Source organism: Actinoplanes regularis (assembly GCF_900188005.1).
In the GTDB taxonomy this organism is placed as follows: Bacteria; Actinomycetota; Actinomycetes; order Mycobacteriales; family Micromonosporaceae; genus Actinoplanes; species Actinoplanes regularis.
Genome location: NZ_FZNR01000001.1, coordinates 244,763 through 261,235, shown reverse-complemented (window position 1 = coordinate 261,235; position 16,473 = coordinate 244,763). Strand labels below are relative to the sequence as shown.

Here is a 16,473-nt window from a genome sequence, read left to right as displayed (position 1 = left end):
CGGATCGCTCAGCTCAATGGCTCACGGGCGGTAACCGTCCGATCCAGGCCGCGGCGGCGTCCGCGGTGGGCACCGTCGGCACGGCCGCCCCGGCCGGCCGATCGATCATGAGCACCGGTACGCCCAACTCCCGCGCCGCCACCAGCTTCGCGTCCGAGCCGCCACTGTCCTTGGTCACCAGAACGTCGATCCGGTGCCCGGCGAGCAGCGCCCTCTCGCCGTCGACGGTGAACGGGCCGCGATCCAGCAGCACCTCGAACCGCCGCGGCACCGGCGGGGCGGGTGGCTCCACCGACCGGGCCAGGAACCAGCAGTGGTCCAGGCCCGCGAAGGCCTGGACGGTCTGCCGCCCGGTGGTCAGGAAGACCCGCGCCGCGGAGGAGGCCCGCAGGAACTCGGCCGCGTCGTCCACGGACGCGACATGGTGCCACTCGTCGCCCGGCGCCGCGGTCCAGCCCGGCCTTCGCAGAACCAGCAGCGGTACGTCCACCGCCCTTGCCGCCGCCACCGCGTGCCGGCTCATCGTCGCCGCGAACGGGTGCGTCGCGTCCACCAGCACGTCGACGCGCTCCCGGGTCAGGTAGCCGGCGAGCCCCGCCACCCCGCCGAAGCCGCCGATCCGGGTCTCCCCGGCGGGCAGCCGGGGTGCGCTGGTCCGGCCGGCCAGCGAGGTGATCACCTGATGCTCCGCGGCGATCAGTCCCGCCAGCTCGCGGGCCTCGGTGGTGCCGCCGAGAACGAGGACCCTCATGGCCGGCAGCGGTCCGCCGAGTAGAGGTGGCTGTCCGGGAACTGGCCGGCGGTCAGGGCCGCACCGACCACGATCACCGCGGTCCGTCTGATCCCGGCCTCCTTGACCTTGACGGCGATGTCGGCGAGCGTGCCCCGGACGACGAGCTCGTCCGGCCGGCTGGCCCGGGCGACCACGGCCACCGGGCAGTCCGCGCCGTAGTTGCCGACCAGGTCCGCGACCACCGCGTCGATCCGCTGCACGGCCAGGTGCAGCACCATCGTGGCCCGGCTCGCACCGAGCGTGGCCAGGTCCTCACCGGGCGGCATCGCGGTGGCCCGCTCCGCGGTCCGGGTCAGGATCACTGTCTGCGCCACCTCCGGAACGGTGAACTCCCGGCCGAGCGTGGCGGCGGCCGCGGCGAAGGCCGGCACGCCGGGCGTCACGTCGTAGGGGACACCGGCCGCGTCGAGGCGGCGCATCTGCTCGGCGACCGCGCTGAACACCGACGGGTCACCGGAGTGCAGCCGGGCCACGTCCTGACCGTTCGCGTGCGCCGCGGTCATCTCGCCGATGATCTCGTCGAGGGTGAGGTTCGCGGTGTCGACCAGGCGGGCGCCGGGCGGGCAGGCGTCGAGCAGCTCGACGGGGACCAGGCTGCCGGCGTAGAGACAGACCGGGGACTCCCCGATCAGGCGGTGGCCGCGCAGCGTGATGAGGTCGGCGGCGCCGGGACCGGCGCCGATGAAGTGCACGGTCATCGAGTCACCGTCCAGATCGTCACGGGCATGAAGGAACGCCAGCCGGTGAAGCCGCCCACCGGCGAGCCGCGCTGCACGGTGAGGCGGGTCAGCTCGCCGCCCAGCCTCGCGTATGCCCCGGCCAGCACCGCCTCCGACTCCACGGTCACGGCGTTCGCGACCAGCCGGCCGCCCGGGCGCAGCGCGGCGAGGCAGCGGTCCAGCACGCCGTCGCGGGTCAGGCCGCCGCCGATGAAGATCGTGTCCGGGTCGGGCAGGCCGTCCAGGGCCTCCGGGGCGCGGCCGTGCACGACCCGCAGGCCGGGCACGCCGAGAGCGGCGGCGTTCGCGGTGATCGTGGCGACCCGTCCGGCATCCGGCTCGACGGCCACCGCCCGGCAGGCCGGGTGGCTGCGCAGCCATTCGATGCCGATGCTGCCGGAACCCGCGCCGACGTCCCAGAGCAGCGCGCCCGGGACGGGTGCGAGAGTGGCCAGGGTCACGGCGCGGACCTCGCGCTTGGTGAGCTGGCCGTCCGTCTCGTACGCGTCGTCCGGCAGCCCCGGGACCAGCGCCGACGGCGGGCCGTCCGCGCACTCGACGGCGATCACGTTGAGCGGGTCGCCGGGCGGCATCGCCCAGTCGCCGGCCGTACCGGTCCGCACGCACTGCCCCGGCCCGCCGAGCTGCTCCAGCACCGTGAGCCGCGCCTCCGGAAAGCCGCGGGCGGTCAGGTGGGCCGCGACGGCGGCCGGGGTCTCCGCGCCGGCGGAGAGGATAAGGAAGCGACAGCCGGGATTCAGGACCCGGCCGATCGTCGGGACCGGGGCCGTCACCAGGCTCACCACATCGGTGCGGGCCAGGTCCCAGCCGAGGTGGGCGGCGGCGAGCGAGACCGAGGACGGGTGGGGGAGGACCCGCAGCCGGTCCGGGCCGAGAACCCGGGCCAGGGTCGCGCCGATGCCGTGGAACATCGGGTCGCCGCTGGCCAGGACGCAGATCCGGCGGTCCGGTTCGCTCTGGAAGAGGCCGGGCAGGGCGGGGAGCAGCGGGGTGGGCCAGGGACGCCTCACCCCTTCGACCGACGCGGGGAGCAGGTCCAGCTGCCGGGGACTCCCGAAGATCAGTTCGGCCGTGTCGAGTATGGAACGCGCCGTACCGGAAAGGTCCGGCAAGCCGCCTGCGCCGATCCCGACAACGGTGACCAGCGGAGGGGTTTCGGAACGCACCCACAGAACCTATCCGGTCCAGGAATCCGGAATTTTCCGGTCCGTGGTTGAGCCATCCGGCGGCGACGTGCGTACGCATTCTTGACGGCTTCCGACCGAGACCGGGCCGTCACGTCGGCCGCAGGGGTGGCGGGCGCCGCGAGACGACTGGTGAGCAGGTGAGGATGATGGCCATACCGGCCTTCCAGGACCAGCGCGAGTTACCGGACGACGACGACGGCTACTTCGCCGGCCTGCGTGCGGAACCGCGCGAGGCCCGTGAGAGCTGGGACTCGCCGTCTCGTTCCGCTGCCCAGTACCCGGAATCCCGCCGGCCCTCCTGGGACTCGCCGTCGCAGGCCACCCGCCCGTCGCAGGATTCCCCTTCGCAGGCGACCCGGTCCGCGCAGGCGACCCGGCCCTCGTGGGACTCGCCGTCGCAGGCGACCCGGCCGTCGTGGGACTCCCCGTCGCAGGCGACCCGGCCGTCGTGGGACTCGCCGTCGCAGGCCACTCGGCCGTCGTGGGATGCGCTTCCCGACTGGCCCGAGCAGGAGCCCGGTCCGCAGTCCCGGCCCGCCGACCCCTACCGGCGCGGCGACATCGTGGTCGAGTCGAGCACCTCCCCGACCGGCTGGAAGGTCGGCACCGGCGTCCCGATGCCGGAGGACGACCGCCCGCCCGCCGAGGCCACCTCGGGCAACCGGCTCTTCACCGTCATGCTGTTCTTCTCCGGGCTGGCCACCAGCATCGCGCTCTGGCTCTTCGACACCCAGGCCGGCACGGTCAACGACACCGCCAGCCTGATGCTCGCCGCCGGCCGGGTCAGCGGCCTGATCGGCGGCTACCTGCTCTTCATCCAGCTGCTGATGATGAGCCGGGTGTCCTGGCTGGAGGAGTGGGTCGGCTCCCGGGACCTGCTCCGCTGGCACCGCTGGCTGGGCACCTCGCTGCTGGTCGCGGTGATCGCGCACATCGTCACCATCGTCTACGGGTACGGCCTGCTCGCCCAGACCGGCGTCGTCGACCAGGCGTGGAGCATGATCACCACGTTCCCGGAGATGATCAGCGCCACGGTCGCCACCGGTCTGCTGGTGCTGCTGTCGTTCACCTCGATCCGGTGGCTGCGCACCCACCTCCCGTACGAGTTCTGGCACCTGATCCACCTCACCGGCTACCTGGTCCTGCTCCTCGGGTACGGCCACCAGATCGCGACCGGCGCGGACCTGAGCGGCCGGTTCGCCTCGTACTTCTGGCCCGGCCTGGGCGCGCTGGTGATCGCCGCGCTGGTCTGGGGCCGGATCGTCGAACCGGTCTGGCTGAACGCCCGGCACCGGTTCAGCGTCGCCGAGGTGGTCGCCGAGGGCACCAACACGTTCTCGATCTACATCGCCGCGAAGAACCTGGACAAACTGCCCGCGCAGGCCGGCCAGTTCATGCGCTGGCGGTTCCTGAACGCCAACGGCTGGTGGCAGTCGCACCCGTTCTCGCTCTCCGCCGCCCCCAACCAGGAGTGGCTGCGCCTGACTGTGACCGTGGCCGGCCGGCACACCGCGAAGCTCGGCCAGCTGCGGCCGGGCACGCCGATCTGGGCGGAAGGGCCGTTCGGCACGTTCACCGCCCAGCGCCGGACCCGCCGCCGGGCGCTGCTGATCGCCGGTGGCAGCGGGATCGCACCGATTCGCGCCCTGCTCGAGGACATGCCGGCGGACACCATCGTGATCTACCGGGCCAGCCGGCCGGACGAACTGGTGTTCCGTGCCGAACTGGAGGAACTCGCCGAGGAGCGGGACGCCTGGGTGCGGTACATCGTCGGATCCCGGACCGACCCGGGGCCGCAGCGGCTGTTCACCGAGAGCGGGCTGCGCGGCCTGGTGCCCGACGTCAACCGGCGCGACGTCTACCTGTGCGGTCCGCCCGGGCTGGTGAACGCGGCGGTCGGGACGCTCAAGCAGCTCGCCGTCCCGGACAGCCAGATCCACCTCGACCCGTTCGAGTTCTGACCCCCCAGCTATCTTTCCAACCCCTACGACCTGGAGTTTCGCCATGCGCCGTAGTACCGCAGCAGCCGTCGGCACCCTCACCGGCGCGGCCCTGATCCTCGGCGTCCGCCTGAGCGTGCAGCCCGCGGCACTGCCGACGGAAGCCGCACCGGTCGCACAGCAGGAGACCGAGGAGCCCGCGCCCGAGGGAACCTCCGCGCCGGCCAAGAAGCCGGCCGCCAACTCGTCCTCCGCGCCGAAGAAGAAGGAGACCACCAAGCCGGCCGCCGAGGACAAGGGGCTCAAGAGCGGCACCTACAAGGGCAAAGCCGTCCAGAACCCGTACGGCACCGTCCAGGTCACCATCAAGGTCAGCGACGGCAAGATCTCCAGCGCGAACGCCACGTACCCGAAGACGGGCTTCAGCGGCACCATCAACCCGGCCGCGATCAGCAAGCTCAGCCAGCAGACCCTCAAGGTCCAGAGCGCCGACGTCGACACGGTGTCCGGTGCCACCTTCACCAGCCAGTCCTACAAGACCTCACTGCAGGCGGCGCTCGACGCCGCGGCGTAGGGTTCCGCTCGTGCGCCACGTCGAACAGGTCATGGGTACGGTCGTCAGCATCGAACTCGCCGACGACCTGCCCGAGCCCCGGCTGCGCGAGCTGATCGAGTCGACGTGCGCCTGGCTGCACGAGGTCGACGCGCGGTTCAGCACGTACAAGGAGGACAGCGAGGTCTCCCGCCTGCAGCGCCGCGAGATCCGCCCGGAGGAGTGCTCGGCGGACCTGCGCCTGGTCCTGGACCGCTGCGCCGACCTGTGGCGGGAGACCGACGGCTACTTCGACGCGTACGCGAAAGGCCCGCTCGACCCGTCCGGCTACGTCAAGGGCTGGTCCGTCGAGGTCGCCTCGGCCCGTCTGGCCGCCGCCGGCTCGACCCGGCACCACCTCAACGCCGGCGGCGACATCCGCATGCGCGGCGCCGCCCCGAACGGCGGCCCCTGGCGGGTCGGCATCCGGCACCCCTGGGAAGCCGACAAGCTGGCCTGGGTGCTGACCGTGCGGGACGGCGCGGTCGCCACCTCCGGCACCTACGAGCGCGGCGCCCACGTCTGGAATCCCCGCACCGGCGGTCCCGCGACCGGTCTGCGCTCGGTCACCGTGGTCGGCCCCGACCTGGCCGTGGCCGACGCGTATGCCACCGCGGCCCTGGCCATGGGCGAACTCGGACTGACCTGGCTGGCCAAGCGCGTCGCCGACGGCTACGAGTCCGCCGCGGTCACCGAGGACGGCCGGGCCTTCACCTCCCCGGGCCTGCCCGTCGCCCCCTGACCCGACCCTCCGGCCGGGCGGCGCGAGCCACTCTCTCAGCGGTCCTCAACCGCGCCCTCCGCGCGCCGTGCTTGCCGCATCCCCTCGCTCGGGACCGCGACTTCGCTCGGGACCGCGACTTCGCTCGGGACCGCGACTTCGCTCGGGACCGCGACTTCGCCCGAGACCGCGACAGGCAGCGCTTGCCGCGCCCGCTGCGCTCAGCGCTTGCCGCGGCCTCAGCGTGCCGTGCCTGCCGGCCTTAGCCGGCGGTGCTTGCCGCGTTCTGGGCTGTCTTCAGCCGCGCCTTCAGCGTGCCGTACCTGCCGCGCCTGCGCCCGCTGCGCTCAGCGCTTGCCGCGTTCTCGGCAGTCTTCAGCCGCGAGTTCAGCGCGCAAAGCTTGCCTCGCCCTCGCCCTCGCCCTCGGCGCGCCGTGCCTGCCGCGCCTGCAGCGCGCCGTGCCTGCCGCGCCTGCAGCGCGCCGTGCCTGCCGCGCCTGCAGCGCGCCGTGCCTGCCGCGCCTGCAGCGCGCCGTGCCTGAGCCGCGTCGTCGGGCGTGGTGCCGGCGTCGTCTCCGGGCGTGACGCCGGCCGGGCTGTCAGAAATCGGCGAACAGGTAGGGGATCCGCTTCGGGAACAGGGTGCCCAACCGGTCCATCGCGGCCGCGTCCAGGTCGCCCAGGCCACGGGTGACGACCTCGACCGGATCCAGGACCCCGAACGCGAGCGCACTGAACCCCGCCGCGCTCAGCGTCGCCGCCGGAGCGCCACCGGAGCTGACCGTCAGCCGGCCGTCGTCGGAGCCGAGCTGCCAGACCCCGCCGATCAGGTCGTCGCCGGCGATCTCCACGGTGATCCCGCCGCTGCCGACCTCGCTCCCGGCGAGCGCCGGCACGTCCAGCACCCGGACCATCGGCGCGTTCTTCCGCGGATAGTCGACCGTGCCCGTGGTGGTGACGGAGAGGTCGGTTCCCCAGAGCTCGGGCAGCTCGTCGGCCTCCATCAGCACCTCGATCCGGGCCACCTGGTCGACATGCCGGGCGAAGAACTGCAGCAACAGCGCACGCCCCAGCGGCCCGGTGCTGAGCAGGTCCGAAGCGAGCAGGTCACCACCGTGCTCGTCGATCCGGTAGCGCACCGCGCCGACCACCTCGTCGCCGACCCGGGCGACCGCGGTCCACACCGGGTCGTCCCGCAGCATCCCGGCACGGGTCTCGTCGAAGACGGCGAACCCGTGCCGCTCCCGCAGCAGACGACGGGCCAGGCCGTCGTACGCCTCGAAGGCGTCCTTGCCCCGGAGACGCTGAACCGACCCGGGAAGCTCGCTGCGCAGCAGCTCAGAAAGCCCCTCCGGAGCGAACCTCGCCACCCGGACCCGGGGAATGCCGACGTAACCGAACCGGGCGTAGAAGCTCGGCCGGAACGGGTAGAGCGCGCTCACCGCACACCCCTGCGCGCGCATCTGTGGGAGCAGTCGCTCCAGCAGCCGCCGGACGAGCCCTTGCCGTCGCGCCTCCGGACGGGAGGCGATCGACGCCACCCCGGCCATCTCCCGCACCAGCCCCCGCACGTTCTGCAGCATCGGGTAGGCGGCCGCGCACGCCAGCGCCTCACCCTCCTCCTCGGCGACCAGCATCGTCGTGGTCTCGAAGAACGCCGCCCGCTCGCGGTGTTTCGTCTCGTCCTCCTCCGTCCAGGGGGAGGAACGGAACGCATAGGCCTGGAGCGGGAACATCTTCGCGGTCCGCTCGGCGGCGGTGATCTGCCGGATTTCCATGCCCCTCATCCAACCGAACCCGGTCCCGATCCCGCGCGCCAGATTGCCTGCCTGTGGACAACTCGCCGGCACTCCGGGCCGGCCACCGCCCTCCCCGGCGTTTGCACTGGTCATGACACGCCGAAGGACCCCGGTTTGGAGAATTAGCAGGTGACCGGATATCGTTTCCCCCGTCGCCAGGGAGACCAGGCGGCAACGCGGACGTAGCGCAGCTGGTAGCGCATCACCTTGCCAAGGTGAGGGTCGCGGGTTCGAATCCCGTCGTCCGCTCGGAGAGGCCTTCACAGGTAATCGTGCGGGGTCGACTCGGTGGAGTGGCCGAGAGGCGAGGCAACGGCCTGCAAAGCCGTGTACACGGGTTCAAATCCCGTCTCCACCTCGCTTGCTGTTCGTTTGAGCGGTGTGAGGGCGATTGGCGCAGCGGGAGCGCGCTTCCTTGACACGGAAGAGGTCACTGGTTCGATCCCAGTATCGCCCACCAGTAGTCGCTATCGAACCGGATGCCCGTTCTGGGTGTCCGGTTCGATTCGTCTCAGGCTTCTGAACTGCGATTATGCGCAGGGTGAAGGCGGTTCGCGCCCCGCTGTGGTCTCGCCGGCCCGTCGACTGTTTAGCCGAGCAGCTGTCGGCTGCTGGTCGGCTCGCGGCGGTGCTGGTTGTTGAGTTCGTGGCGGATGATGGACGATCGCCGGTAGACCTCCTCGCGTACCCGGTTGATCTCGCCGAGGGGGCGGTGTTCCTCGCGCGTCCGCCAGGGGGTGATGGACGTGGTGTCCGCGATGGCGAGGTTGTCGTCGGAGGAGATGTCCTGGCGCGGGATGTCGATCCGGGCCACGGTCACGAACGGCGAGAGCCGTTCGGGCCACTCGCGTGACGTGTTCTCCACCGGCATGAGGTCGAGATCGGTGCAGAGCTGGACCTGCAGCTCGAAGCTGTGGTCGCGTTCGCCGAGCTCCGCGACGAGCGTGTTGCGGTAGGCCTCAGGGTCGTTGGTCACGTCCACGGTCGGCTGGGTCACGCTGGCCGCGGAGGTCGAGGTGGGGATCGCTCGGACCTTGGCGATGTAGTCGCCGTGCCGGAACGCCCCCATGCTCCAGTACGTGTACAGCATGAGGTTCTTGCGGGGGATCGAGGTGAACGAAAGCATCGACAGCAGTTCGTCCCAGAGCCATGCGTCCGGTGACAGTGCCCCGGCGCGGGTCACGAAGTCGTGCAGCCACTGTCGGCGGGTTTCCGGGGACACCAGCGCGTCGGGGAGTTGCGCGAACAATGGTTCGATGACCAGGTAGTCCTTCACCGTGTTGCAGAAGAACGTGGTGTTGTTGATCAGGTTGTAGTCGAATGTGGTGTCGTCCGCCTCGTCGGCCAGCAGCGACCGGCCGGGCACGCCGAACATCTTGATTCCCATGCCGCAGGCGGGGCCGAGGAACGGGTCCGCGCGCAGGTGACCCAGTCCGTTGGAGTAGCGCACGACGGCCTCGAAGGTGCCCGGCGTGGCGTAGATGCCCTGGGCGTACTCGGACGCCATCTCGGGGATCGTGACGACTGCTCGGGCCAGGCCGTACGTCTTGCCGTGAGCGGTGCGCACCGCCCGTCCGACCTGCTGCCGCTTCACCGAGTCCCGCGTGCGTTGTGCCACCATGCCGACCAGTTCGGCCAGGTCCTCGGCGAAGTCGGCCGAAACGTGCTGGGGGTACTCGTCGTACTTGAGGAACCTCATGCTGCCTCTCCTGTCCTGACGCCGGAGTCCCATCCAGGGGCCGGAGACGTGCGGATGCGCGAGCGACCGAACCCCTTGGACGAGGTGGATCACCTGCTCGATCAGAAAGGTAGTGCAAAACTAAATCGTGCACGATGTTTTTGTCTGCGATGAGTCCAACGCCACTACCCGACCGAGTCTCAGGCGAACCGCTCTGCCAGCTCGCGCAGCAGACCGCGCAGGTGGTCGGCATCCTGCGCGGTCATCCCCAACGTGCGCCCCATGGAGCCCGGCACGCAGGCCGCCCTGTCCCTGAGGTCGCGCCCCCGCGGGGTCAGGCTCACCAGCACCGAGCGCTCGTCCTCCGGACTCCGCTCGCGGCGCACCAATTCGGACGTCTCAAGCCGCTTCAACAGCGGCGACAGCGTGCCGTAGTCCAAGCGGAGGGCGGCACCCAACTCCTTGACCGGCAGGCTATCGCGCTCCCACAGCACGAGCATCGCCAAGTACTGCGGGTAGGTGAGCCCCAGCTCCTCCAACAGCGGACGGTACGCCGAGGTGACCGCGCGCGACGCGCTGTACAGCGCGAAACACAGTTGGTCGTTCAGGCGCAGGGAGATCGGCTCGCTCACCGGCCCATTGTCCACCGAGCCCATTCGACCAACTCCCGATCCCGCCGGCCGGCCTGGACTCACTGTCGCTGGATCGGTACGCAGTTGCCCGTGTGGTAGGTGCCGTCGCCGTCGGGCACGAGGGTGTGATCGGCGTTCGCGACCCGGGCGCACACCTTGGGCGCGTCGCCGATGGCCTTGATGTAGGCGTCGTCCTGCGTCCCGACCACCGACGGCTGCCGGTCCTCGACATACCAGACGCCCCGGCGGGACGACGGAGCCTGCATGCCCATGATCTCGTCCGGTGGGTTCGTGCCGTCGCTGCCGTAGAAGTGGAAGTGCTTCCCGCCGTGGATGTCCGGCGCGGTGCCGTGGAAGTCCGCGTCGTATTCGACGGTGAAGGTGCCGTCAACGACCTTCGCCGAGGTGAGGCAGATCCAGCGCGGGTTGCTCTTGATCGCCTTCGTGCACTGCTCGTCGGCGGGGACGGAGGGCGTGTTCCCGGCGGTGCGGTTGTTATTGGTGATGGCCCAGGCCACCGCGCCGCCGCCGAGCAGCAGGATCAGCACGACGCCCGCCGCCAGCAAGGCACCGGGAGCCCAGCCGCGCCGGGACGCCGGCGGAGCCTGCACCGGCGCGGCGTTGCCGGCCGAGGCCGACACGAATGTGGTGCTCCGCGCGGGCGGGGCGGCCGGGATTCCCGCGTTGCCGACCACGGTCGCGCGGGGTAGTGGTGCCGGGTTGACCCGCGCCGCCGGCGCCGGATTCGGGGTCCCGGACGTTCCGCGATACGCCGCGGGAACCGGCCGCCCGGCGGGGGATGCAGGGGCCGCCGACGTGCCGGGCGGGGTTGCGGGTGCCGGGGCGCCGGCCTGAAGCGCCGGTGCCGGAATGCTGGTCTGGGCGGCCGCCGCCGGCATACCGGACGGGGTCGTGGGTGCTGCCTGCCGGCGGGGCGGGACCGGGCTCGGCGGTGTCGCGGCGACGCCCGCGGGCTTCGCCAGCTCTTCGCCGGCCAGCCGGGCCGCGCCGAGCGCGACCGAGTGCTTGGGGTGGGCGTCGGTCACCACCGGCCGGCCCAGCTCGGAGCCGACCAGCTGGGCGACGATCGGCATTCGCGACGAGCCGCCCACGAGCAGAACCGAGTGAACCTGTTCCGGTGTGCAGTCGGCGGATCGGAGGGCCCGCTGCAGTGCCTCGACGGTTCCTTGCAGCGCCGGCCGGACCATGGCTTCCAGCTCGGCGCGGGTGAGCCGGACCTCCGTGGACACGTTGGGCAGCAGGACTCCGATGACGGTGTCGGTGTCGGCGGACAGCGCCTCCTTGGCCTGCACACACTCGTCCCGGAGCCGGGCCACGGTGTTGATCGCCGTGGGGTCGTCCTCGTCGAGCTCCTCCAGTTTGCCGTCGAGCGCCGTACGCACGTGGTTGAAGACCGCGGCGTCGAAATCGATGCCGCCGAGGCGTTCGATGCCCTCCGGCTGCCCCATGACCTCGAACCCGGTCGCGGTCTTGCGCAGCACCGCGGCGTCGAAGGTGCCGCCACCCAGGTCGTACACGGCCACCACGGTGCCCGGCTCGACGCGCTGTTGCTGGGTGTAGTTGATCGCCGCGGCCTCGGGCTCGGTCGTGTAGGTCACCGGCATTTCGAGGTCGGCCATCCGTACGGCCTGGCGCAGCAGGTCCAGTTTGTACGGGCCCCAGTTGGCGGGGTGCGAGACACAGAGGGCGTCGGGCAGGCCGCCCTCGCGGCGGGCCACCTCGTCGACCACCCAGCGGAGCAGCCGCGACATCAGCGCCTCGGCCGACTGCGGCACACCGCCGAGCAGGAACGGCGTGGTGTCGCCCAGCCGCCGCTTGAACTCGCGGGCCACCCGCTGCGGTTCGGAGAGTCCCCGGCGATGCGCCGCGTCCCCGGTCAGGAACGTCTCGTCCTGGCGGAGCAGCACCACCGACGGGACGGCCGCGTTCCGGTCGCCGAGCGACACGGTCTCCGCCCGGCCGTCGCGCCAGATCGCCGCCGCCGTGAATGTGGTGCCGAGGTCAATGCCAAGCGCGTACATCGATGGATGCTCCGTTTTTGATCATCAATACATGGCTCGTCGTTGTGGCACAGGGCCGGGTCGCGCTCATCGCCGTCGCGGGCGTTGGGCGATCATGCCTTCGCAGGATCGGACGGCCACCCGCGCGGCCACCACCAGCTCCGCCGAGGTCAGGGGATTCTCGGCGCGGCGCTGCCAGCGGGCCAGCGCGGCGTGCGCCGCCGCGTCCAGCTCCGCGTCGGAGGCGTCCGGCGCCAGTCGCAGCCGCTGGTGGACCGCGATGCCGGCGCCGCCGATCAGCCGTTCCAGCTCGGCGACCACGTCGGGTTTGCCGGTCACCCATCCGGCCCGCAGGCTGGAGAGCACCCGGAGCTCGTTGAACGGGTGCGCCGAGGCGATGATCTCCTCCACCGCGCCGGCAAGGTACGCGCTGTCCGGCCGGGGGTTCCCGCGGGTGACCTCGGCGAGGGCGAGCAGCGCGGACCTGGACTTGAGCACCTCTCGCCGGTCGAGGAAGAGCGAGCCGAGGACCTCGCGGAGCTGCCCGAGTCCGCTGCGCTCGGTCAGCTCACGGGACAGTTCCGTTGCGGTCGCACAGGTGCCGTGACGCAGCAGTGCCGCCGACAGCCGCAGCCCGAACAGGCCGAACCGGAACAGCAGCGCCTCCCGTTCCATCGAGGTCAGGCCCAGCTCCGGCTGGGCCTGCACGAACCGATCGACGGTGAGCAGCAACTGTTCGGCCTGGGCCACCGGTAGTTCCGAGATCCGGCGCAACCGTGCGAACTCGGTCTCGGTGAGGGTCGCCGCGGTCTCGGCGAGCAGACCCGCTACCGGAACGACGGACTGCACCAGTTGCCGGACGCTGGGGTCGGTGCTCAGCCGGGCGGCGACCCGGCGGGCCGAGGCCATCGCGTCGAGGCGGCCCACGGCGATCTCGTCCGCCCGGGACAGGATCCCGATGGCGTTCACCGGGTTCGGCCGGGACACCTCCACATCGTGGAAGGCGCGCAGGAAGTCGACGTCGTTGCTGTGCAGGTGGCGCATCAGATAGAGGACGGCGTCGGCGGGCGTCTCCTCGTCGTCGGGCGCGAGCAGGTCCCAGGAACGTCGCGACGTCTGTTCGGACAGTGAGCCGATACCCGGGGTGTCGATCAACGTCACGGTGCGCAGCGACTGCGCTGGCCAGCTGACCTCCAGCTGCGCCACGTCGTCCACGCCGAGGTCGCCCAGGTCGATCTCGATGGCGCCGTCGTCCCGGCTGAACCGCAGCTGCCGGGGCGGCCCCTGATTGGTCCGGGCCAGGACCTGATAGGAGTGCCCGTCGGCGTACCAGGTGACGATGCGGGTGCACTCGCCCGCGTCGGTGGGTGCCAGCCGTTCGCCGACCAGCGCGTTGAGCAGCGTCGACTTGCCGGCCTTGACCCGGCCGGCGATGGCCACCCGGAGCGGATCGTCGAGCCGGTCGCGCAGGGCGGCGAGCCGGGCTGCGTCCGGTGTGCCGCGGTACACCTCGACGGCCTGGCCGAGCACGTCCCGCGTACGGTCGATCAGGCTCATCCGGTCACCACATCCGACCGCGGCCCGAGCGTACGGATCCAGACCACCTCGGACTTCACATCCTTACGTCGCTGCTTTCCGGTCTGCCTCGGGTACGTTCCGTTGCCCTTCTCAGACCGACCGTTGGCGAGCGGCTCCGCAGGCGCCCAGAGCATGGCACCCTGAGGCAACTGGTGGAGCACAGCCTGGTGGTCAAGGCATGGGGGCAAATCGACCGTCCGGCCGCACGACCCAGGGCATGGTGCCGTACGGCGGCCTCCGGTGCCTATCGGCCAGCTCACAGTCGGGCGTCGATCTGCCAGCTCACCGCCGGGTGTCGGGGAGCGAGGGCTGACGGTACACACGCGAGCCGTGCCACACCAGCGGTGCGGCCATCTTCGTCGCCCGTAAACTGCCAGGTCGACGGCGGTGAGGGGGAATGCACGCGTGACTGTCGTAGTGGGGGTGGACGGTTCCGGGCGGACCCACCGGCTCGGTGAGATCGCCGCGGCCGCCGGCCGGCCGATCGTTCCCGTGTTCTTCACGACGGTCGACGATCTGGACACGCTGCTGGCGCGTGCCCGTGCCGACGGCGCACTGGTGGTCGTGGACGACGCGCACCGGCTGCCCCCGGAGGCATTGCGGCGGTTGACCGCCGCCGCCCACGCCGGGGTGCCCATGGCGATCGCCCGCCGCCCCACGATCGACCTGCCGGATCTGGCCGATCTCGATGCGGCCGTCGCCGCCACGGGAGCGGTCGAGCAGCTGGGCCCGCTCGACCAGGGAGCCCTGTCTGTACTGATCGCCGCCGCGCTCGGCCGGCCGGCGACAGCGTCGCAGGTGGCCGCCGTCCGGGCCGCCTCGGCGGGCCTGGCGGCCGTGGCCGAGGCGGTCGCCGCCGACCCGGACGGCACGCCGCCGACGTTGGTCAGCCGGCTGCAACGGTGGCTCGCCGGGCCGGGTCGCGACACCGCGGACCTGGCCGTGGTCCTCGCGCTCGAGCTGGACCTCGACGACGACGTCGTCTGCGCGGCCACCGGGCGCGACCCGGCGCAGGCGGCGACGGCGCGGCGCGCGCTGCGTGACCAGGGACTCCTGGCCCCCGACGGCGAGCGGATGATCCCGGCGGTCGCCCGCGCGGTCCTCGCCGACCTGGCCGCGCCGCAGCGTCGTCGGCTGCACGACACCGTCGCGGCGGCCCTGCTGGCCACCGGCGCCGATCCGGTACGCGCCGCGGAGCAACTGCGCGCCGCTCGCGCCCGTACCGTCGCGGCGGCCGACGTGTACCGCCGGGCCGGTGACCGGCTCCGCTTCGCCGCACCGGACCGCGCTCGATCCTGGTACGACGAGGCGCTCAACGCCGGCGCCGAGCCGGCCGCGGTGGCCGCGGGCCGAGCCGAGGCGGCGGTCCTGCTCGGGCTGCCGGTCGACGTGGACGCCGCGACCGCGTCGGATTCCGACGCGGCCCGCCTCGCCGTGGTCGCGGGTGCCGTCGCCGCCTCCGACGGCAGGGCCGGCCGGTCCGCTGAGGCGCTGCTGAGCGCCGGGTCGCCCGGCCCGATGCTGGCCGTACCGGCGCTGATGGCCATCGGTCAGCCGGAGGCGGCGCGAGCCGCCGCCGCCGGTGCGGGCCCGTTGCCGTTGCGTCGCCTGGCCGAGGCGGCGCTGGCGATCGGCGCCCCGGCGACAGCCCTGCCGCTGTTGATCGAGGCCGTCGAGGCGTACGAGCAGGCACCGCCGGAGGTCATGGTTCCGGACCTGCCGCACGCGCTGGGGGCGCTGGTCGCGGTGACCGCCGGCGACACCGCGACCGCCGAACATCTGCTGCAGCGGGCGCTGTCCGCCGGCCTGGGCGGGCCTGCCGCCCAGGATCGGCATCGCACGTTGCTGGCCTGGGTACGGCTGCGCGCCGGCCGCTACGACACCGCCCTGGCCGAAATCCACCGCCGCACCGGCACGCCGTTGCCGGGCCGGGAACGCCTGGTACTCGCCAGCCTCACCGCGGGTATCGCCCGGCGTCGTGGTGACATCGCCCAGCTTCGTAAGGCGTGGGCGCTCGCCGAACCGGTGCTCGCCCGGCGCGCGGTGGACCTGTGCCATCTGGAGCTGATCGAGGAACTGCTGGTCGCCGCCGCCCGGCTGCGGCACCACGGGCGGATCACGCCGATCCTCGACGACCTGGCGGCGATCGTCGACCGGCTGGGCCGGCCGGCCGCCTGGGCGGTCTCGCTCGGCTGGATCCGGCTGCAGATCGCCGTCGTCGGCGAGGACCCGGCGGCGGTGACCGCCGCCGCCGGACACCTCGGTCGGCTCGATCCCGCCGGTGCCCGGCAGCGGGCCCAGTGCCGGGCCGCCGCCCGCTGGGCCGCCGCGCTCACCGGTGAGGTTCACCCCGACGATGTGCTGGCGGACGCCGCCGACCTCGTCGCGGTCGACCTGCCCTGGGAGTCGTCCCGGCTGCTCGGGCAGGCCGCGATCCGCACCGGCGACCCGTCGGCCGCGCGCCGGCTGCTGGAACAGGCACGCGAGTTGTCTCGTACCGAGGGACCGGCCGACGACGCGCCTCCGGACGCGGGCCGGGGTGGCCTGTCCGAGCGGGAGGTCGAGGTGGCCCGGCTGGTGCTGGCGGGCCGGACGCACCGCGAGATCGGATCGCAGCTCTACCTGGCCCCGAAGACGGTGGAGCACCATGTGGCCCGGATCCGGGGCAAACTCGGGGCCGGCAGCCGAGCTGAGATGATCGCCGCGCTGCGCAGTCACCTGCCGGAGGAGCCGTAGCCGGCCGGGACCCCCTAACCCCCTGGAGCCGGAAGGGGGATAGCCCCGATGTGGGG

General features: G+C 72.3%; 12 protein-coding genes and 3 tRNA genes. 7 read left to right on the top strand and 8 right to left on the bottom strand.

Annotation, left to right across the window (positions count from 1 at the left end; genetic code table 11):
• Nucleotides 1-13 precede the first annotated feature (13 nt).
• The 3 genes from CHC09_RS01110 to cbiE are packed head-to-tail and all read right to left on the bottom strand — an operon-like array spanning nucleotide 14 to nucleotide 2,699.
• A complete protein-coding gene (locus CHC09_RS01110) occupies nucleotides 14-751 on the bottom strand; it encodes a cobalt-precorrin-6A reductase (RefSeq protein ID WP_089291040.1) in 738 nt (245 codons plus the stop codon).
• On the bottom strand, nucleotides 748-1,491 hold the full coding sequence (gene cobM, locus CHC09_RS01105; RefSeq protein WP_089291039.1) for a precorrin-4 C(11)-methyltransferase: 744 nt from the start codon (nucleotides 1,489-1,491) through the stop codon (nucleotides 748-750). Before cobM ends, CHC09_RS01110 begins: the two co-directional genes overlap by 4 nt.
• Complete coding sequence (gene cbiE, locus CHC09_RS01100) at nucleotides 1,488-2,699, bottom strand: precorrin-6y C5,15-methyltransferase (decarboxylating) subunit CbiE (RefSeq protein WP_089291038.1); 1,212 nt, start codon at nucleotides 2,697-2,699, stop codon at nucleotides 1,488-1,490. The genes cobM and cbiE overlap by 4 nt, the downstream gene beginning before the upstream one ends.
• Nucleotides 2,700-2,863: 164 nt before the next feature.
• Here cbiE and CHC09_RS01095 point away from each other — a divergent pair, with 164 nt between their 5' ends.
• Genes CHC09_RS01095 through CHC09_RS01085 form a run of 3 tightly spaced genes read left to right on the top strand, consistent with a single transcriptional unit; the run spans nucleotide 2,864 to nucleotide 5,994 of the window.
• The gene (locus tag CHC09_RS01095) at nucleotides 2,864-4,681 is read left to right on the top strand and encodes a ferric reductase-like transmembrane domain-containing protein (RefSeq protein ID WP_425320676.1); all 1,818 of its coding nucleotides are present in this window, start codon (nucleotides 2,864-2,866) and stop codon (nucleotides 4,679-4,681) included.
• Between the two features lie 43 nt (nucleotides 4,682-4,724).
• The gene (locus tag CHC09_RS01090) at nucleotides 4,725-5,234 is read left to right on the top strand and encodes an FMN-binding protein (protein ID WP_089291036.1); all 510 of its coding nucleotides are present in this window, start codon (nucleotides 4,725-4,727) and stop codon (nucleotides 5,232-5,234) included.
• 31 nt (nucleotides 5,235-5,265) lie between these two features.
• Entirely contained in the window at nucleotides 5,266-5,994 is a 729-nt protein-coding gene (locus CHC09_RS01085) for an FAD:protein FMN transferase (RefSeq protein ID WP_089291035.1), read from the top strand.
• A gap of 578 nt (nucleotides 5,995-6,572) precedes the next feature.
• Here CHC09_RS01085 and CHC09_RS01080 read toward each other — a convergent pair.
• Complete coding sequence (locus CHC09_RS01080) at nucleotides 6,573-7,751, bottom strand: GNAT family N-acetyltransferase (protein ID WP_179276911.1); 1,179 nt, start codon at nucleotides 7,749-7,751, stop codon at nucleotides 6,573-6,575.
• Between the two features lie 197 nt (nucleotides 7,752-7,948).
• Between CHC09_RS01080 and CHC09_RS01075 the strand changes: the two genes are divergently transcribed.
• The 3 genes from CHC09_RS01075 to CHC09_RS01065 all read left to right on the top strand — a co-directional run bounded on the left by CHC09_RS01075 (nucleotide 7,949) and on the right by CHC09_RS01065 (nucleotide 8,232).
• Nucleotides 7,949-8,021: transfer RNA gene (locus CHC09_RS01075), tRNA-Gly, on the top strand.
• Nucleotides 8,022-8,059: 38 nt separating this feature from the next.
• Nucleotides 8,060-8,130: transfer RNA gene (locus tag CHC09_RS01070), tRNA-Cys, on the top strand.
• A 27-nt stretch (nucleotides 8,131-8,157) separates the two neighbouring features.
• Nucleotides 8,158-8,232 (top strand) — tRNA-Val (locus tag CHC09_RS01065).
• Nucleotides 8,233-8,361: 129 nt separating this feature from the next.
• On the opposite strand, the gene CHC09_RS01060 is transcribed toward CHC09_RS01065, so the two are convergent.
• From CHC09_RS01060 to CHC09_RS01045, 4 genes are all read right to left on the bottom strand, one after another.
• Nucleotides 8,362-9,471 carry a catalase family protein gene (locus CHC09_RS01060; RefSeq protein ID WP_089291033.1) on the bottom strand — a complete coding sequence of 370 codons (1,110 nt, stop codon included), beginning with the start codon at nucleotides 9,469-9,471 and terminating at the stop codon, nucleotides 8,362-8,364.
• Between the two features lie 179 nt (nucleotides 9,472-9,650).
• Nucleotides 9,651-10,082: a MarR family winged helix-turn-helix transcriptional regulator gene (locus CHC09_RS01055; protein WP_275407853.1), complete on the bottom strand. Its 432-nt coding sequence runs from the start codon at nucleotides 10,080-10,082 to the stop codon at nucleotides 9,651-9,653.
• A gap of 59 nt (nucleotides 10,083-10,141) precedes the next feature.
• Entirely contained in the window at nucleotides 10,142-12,124 is a 1,983-nt protein-coding gene (locus CHC09_RS48285) for an Hsp70 family protein (RefSeq protein WP_089291031.1), read from the bottom strand.
• Between the two features lie 66 nt (nucleotides 12,125-12,190).
• Complete coding sequence (locus CHC09_RS01045) at nucleotides 12,191-13,660, bottom strand: dynamin family protein (protein WP_089291030.1); 1,470 nt, start codon at nucleotides 13,658-13,660, stop codon at nucleotides 12,191-12,193.
• A gap of 426 nt (nucleotides 13,661-14,086) precedes the next feature.
• Between CHC09_RS01045 and CHC09_RS01040 the strand changes: the two genes are divergently transcribed.
• Nucleotides 14,087-16,417 carry a LuxR C-terminal-related transcriptional regulator gene (locus tag CHC09_RS01040; protein WP_239138109.1) on the top strand — a complete coding sequence of 777 codons (2,331 nt, stop codon included), beginning with the start codon at nucleotides 14,087-14,089 and terminating at the stop codon, nucleotides 16,415-16,417.
• Nucleotides 16,418-16,473 lie beyond the last annotated feature (56 nt).

What these genes read in the sequence shown, in the direction of transcription:
- CHC09_RS01060 (WP_089291033.1), bottom strand. Translation starts at nt 9,471, where the DNA reads ATGAGGTTCCTCAAGTACGACGAGTACCCCCAGCACGTTTCGGCCGAC.
- cobM (WP_089291039.1), bottom strand. Translation starts at nt 1,491, where the DNA reads ATGACCGTGCACTTCATCGGCGCCGGTCCCGGCGCCGCCGACCTCATC.
- CHC09_RS01090 (WP_089291036.1), top strand. Translation starts at nt 4,725, where the DNA reads ATGCGCCGTAGTACCGCAGCAGCCGTCGGCACCCTCACCGGCGCGGCC.
- CHC09_RS01095 (WP_425320676.1), top strand. Translation starts at nt 2,864, where the DNA reads ATGATGGCCATACCGGCCTTCCAGGACCAGCGCGAGTTACCGGACGAC.
- CHC09_RS48285 (WP_089291031.1), bottom strand. Translation starts at nt 12,124, where the DNA reads ATGTACGCGCTTGGCATTGACCTCGGCACCACATTCACGGCGGCGGCG.
- CHC09_RS01045 (WP_089291030.1), bottom strand. Translation starts at nt 13,660, where the DNA reads ATGAGCCTGATCGACCGTACGCGGGACGTGCTCGGCCAGGCCGTCGAG.
- CHC09_RS01080 (WP_179276911.1), bottom strand. Translation starts at nt 7,751, where the DNA reads ATGGAAATCCGGCAGATCACCGCCGCCGAGCGGACCGCGAAGATGTTC.
- CHC09_RS01085 (WP_089291035.1), top strand. Translation starts at nt 5,266, where the DNA reads ATGGGTACGGTCGTCAGCATCGAACTCGCCGACGACCTGCCCGAGCCC.
- CHC09_RS01110 (WP_089291040.1), bottom strand. Translation starts at nt 751, where the DNA reads ATGAGGGTCCTCGTTCTCGGCGGCACCACCGAGGCCCGCGAGCTGGCG.